Below are 3,217 nucleotides of genomic sequence, written 5' to 3'. Positions count from 1 at the left end.
AAATTGCTCTCTACTTTGGGGGCTGATGCCGTGTTGAATTAAGATATTTTGAGCCGCACTGCTTTCTTGTTGGTACTTGGCATAAAAGACTTCCAAAACAATCATGTCAGCATGTGCTAAAGGTAATCGTCCTTGGCAAAGAAATACGAGCTGTGTTTGCAGCTCAAATAGGCGTTGACTGAATACTTTGAGCTGTTCCTCGCGCGCCATCCGTTCTTCGAGATTAGCCAAGGGCTTTTTCTTTAGTTAGCATTTTCTAAATTGTCATCATTGATCAATACTTGCAAAATATGGATAAGTCTACGGATTACGTTTTGCTAATACGAGCTCGCTACTTATTAAATTAATGTTATAATTATTAAGAGATTTTAATTTTAAGTAGCTCTAAGTAAATAAGAATACATGGAAATTAGAAAAGAAATAGAAAGTAATGGTTAATGATAATGAGTATTTATGTGTTCAATACAGAAGCAATACAAAGCCTGTCCTCTGTAATTTGTTTCCATACAGGTAAAGAACTGTTCCCCCTCCTGAAGTTACAAATCACCTTTCGCAATTTTTTTCTACAAGATTATGATGCATGGGGCAGAAGCACAGATGGTGAAATTTCAATTGAAAAAATTGTTGATACTTTAACTCAAAACGTTTTGAGCTATGAGAAATTTCCCTTCATTGCTCAACTTGATATCCGTTGTCGCTGCTATGCTTATCTAAGAGCTAATAATTTATTACGCTATCCGAATGTCATCCCCTTTCAATCTTTTCCTTACCGTATGCCATCTTTTTCAAAAGACAGGCCTAATCAAATGGCAACAATAATTCCCTTTCCCCATTTATTTGATTAGTCCTTTCATGCCTACTCCCAGTAATTATTGGGTTTATATTTTGAGAGGTAACAATCAAAGCTATTACACAGGATATACAGCACACAGCGCGTAGCTTATGGGGTATTTAGAAATCTCAAATAGAAAGCTGTAAACACTAGGACAATACCGATGTTCACCATAAGCCGCTCCCAGAATCGATCCTTAAAGAACAGTAAATCTACGCTAACGATCACTGCAATCAACATCACAATGTAAAGTACGACAGACATATTCCTTGTCATTTTAATCTCCCGATATATAAACTGCTTCTTGTCACATCTTATAACAATTTTGGTGTCTTCATAACAAATTATGACCTAGCAGCCGGAACTTACACTGTGATGCAAAAATGCCAAAGATATTGGATTGAGAGATGCTCTTAAATCAGAATATATTTATAGTTTTGATTTATAATCACGCAATTGCTCTATAATTGCTTTATTAAATTCTGAAATATCATCAGGTTTTCTGCTCGTAATTAAATTTCCATCCTTAACTACAGGTTGATCAACCCATATACCTCCTGCATTAATTAAATCAGTTTTTACTGAAGGCCAAGAAGTCACATGTTTATATTTAACAGCTTGAGCATTAATAAGAAGCCAGGGACCATGGCAAATAGCAGCAATAATTTTTTCTTGTTCATTAATCTTTTTTGCTAATTCTACTGCTTCAGGCAGAGTACGTAATGTATCTGGATTTCTAACTCCTCCAGGTAGAAGTAATGCATCAAACTCATTTGGTTTAGCATTTTCTAGGAGTACATCTACATCAAAGGAGTCTGCTTTATCATCATGATTCCATCCCTGAACAGTTGGCTTATTTGAAATAAGAAACGTTTGGGCTCCTTGATCCTGCAATGCCTCTCTAGGTTTTACCATTTCTACTTGTTCAAAACCATCTGTCAGCAAAATAGCTATTTTAAGTCCACTAAGTACATTCATAGTTATTTATCCTGAAATATAATATTTAGGTAAAGGATAGACTCTTGGATAGTTTTTGTAATTTAAGGAAAACCTTACTGAAATTTCAATATTTATAAAAATAATACTATATTTATTGAATTGAATTTTGAAATCTTATATTACCCAATAGTTCTATATGTTTTATTTATATAATTAACCAACATACTCCAAACTGGCATTTTATTTTGAGGAAACAACAAATGGACAAAAAGGCTAAATTAGTTGGAATTAACCATGTGGCACTTGCAGTTGGTGATATTGATAAGGCGCTTGAATTTTATGGCTCAATTTTTGATTTTAAAATTAAAAACAAGGATCATGAAAAAGCATTTATTGATATAGGCGATCAGTTTCTAGCACTTTTTTCTAAAAACTTTAAACCACAGGAAGATTCGATTCGCCACTTTGGTTTAGTAGTTGATAATCGTACAGACGTGCTTAAGTTAGCTCAAAAGGCAGGTGCTACAATATCACATAAAACTCCTTTTATGGAATTCACCGATCCATGGGGAAATTTGATTCAAGTTATTAATTATGAAGATATTGAATTTAAAAAAGATCCCGAAATCTTAAAAAAAATGGGCTTAACGTTGGTAAAAAAAGCTAAGAAATAGTCATGAGAACGACTTTGATTAAAATTGATCCCCTAGTTTTGTACCAACCATTAGCAACTTTTGCCAAGCACTTGTTCGGTGCAATTCCTGCACCCGCGGTAAGTTGTCGCCGCTGAATGTACTTTTGCTATAAAAAGAGTTTGTATCCTAACATTACGTTAGTTATTCATATAATCGTATATGAATTAATTACTTTTCTTTAGAAATCAATGTCCGCACTTGTTGAGCAATTACACACTCTTCAACTGATGATGTAATAATTACTGGACTATCAAAACGATTACCACCATGAACAATACGATGACCAACTGCTTTAATCTTTAGTTCAGTCAGTTTTTTTTGTTGCCACTCCAGAAAAAAAGATAATGCAACTTCATAGCCAGTTTTTTTGATTTTTTTGTCTAGAATAATTTCATCATTAGAATTTTTAATGGTAACAGCTATATATTGATGTATCTCATCTGCTTCGAATCGATAAAAGTGGTTTTTCTCTCTTTACTTCAAATAGAGCGCATTTTAAACTGTTGGAGCCTGCATTGCAGGTTAGGATTGCTTCTTTCACGATGAATTCCTCCTTACCATTGCATTAACGTGATAATAAAACTGGAAAGGGGTACCTAATATAGGGGCTTGGGGAGTAAGGAACGGCCAACCGACTTAAGGATTATTAAGATCTCTTAGGGACCGCAACATTGATGGAATTCATCTTTTTTACTCTGAAAAAAAGAAACGTGCCAAGCTATCGTTTTAAATCCTCTCGCTACCTCCTTAT

5 protein-coding genes are annotated in these 3,217 nt (G+C 34.2%); 2 read left to right on the top strand and 3 right to left on the bottom strand.

All coding sequences use genetic code 11. From position 1 onward, the window contains the following. Positions 1 to 231: hypothetical protein (locus Lsan_RS13485; RefSeq protein WP_058514738.1), on the bottom strand; the 231-nt coding region annotated here is incomplete at its 3' end. Between the two features lie 212 nt (positions 232 to 443). On the opposite strand from Lsan_RS13485, the gene Lsan_RS13480 reads away from it, so the two are divergent. Further along, positions 444 to 845 carry a hypothetical protein gene (locus Lsan_RS13480; RefSeq protein ID WP_133134368.1) on the top strand — a complete coding sequence of 134 codons (402 nt, stop codon included), beginning with the start codon at positions 444 to 446 and terminating at the stop codon, positions 843 to 845. Positions 846 to 1,261: 416 nt separating this feature from the next. Here Lsan_RS13480 and Lsan_RS13475 read toward each other — a convergent pair whose 3' ends face one another. Continuing rightward, positions 1,262 to 1,810: a type 1 glutamine amidotransferase domain-containing protein gene (locus Lsan_RS13475; RefSeq protein ID WP_058514736.1), complete on the bottom strand. Its 549-nt coding sequence runs from the start codon at positions 1,808 to 1,810 to the stop codon at positions 1,262 to 1,264. Positions 1,811 to 2,031: 221 nt separating this feature from the next. On the opposite strand from Lsan_RS13475, the gene Lsan_RS13470 reads away from it, so the two are divergent. Further along, positions 2,032 to 2,445, top strand: a complete 414-nt coding sequence (locus Lsan_RS13470) for a VOC family protein (RefSeq protein ID WP_058514735.1) — start codon at positions 2,032 to 2,034, stop codon at positions 2,443 to 2,445. Positions 2,446 to 2,634: 189 nt separating this feature from the next. On the opposite strand, the gene Lsan_RS23595 is transcribed toward Lsan_RS13470, so the two are convergent. Continuing rightward, positions 2,635 to 2,838, bottom strand: coding sequence for a hypothetical protein (locus Lsan_RS23595; protein ID WP_420324300.1), 204 nt, complete (start codon positions 2,836 to 2,838; stop codon positions 2,635 to 2,637). Positions 2,839 to 3,217 lie beyond the last annotated feature (379 nt).

It is taken from the genome of Legionella santicrucis (assembly GCF_001468135.1).
GTDB classification, from domain to species: Bacteria; Pseudomonadota; Gammaproteobacteria; order Legionellales; family Legionellaceae; genus Legionella; species Legionella santicrucis.
This window is presented reverse-complemented; position numbering and strand designations above follow the sequence as displayed.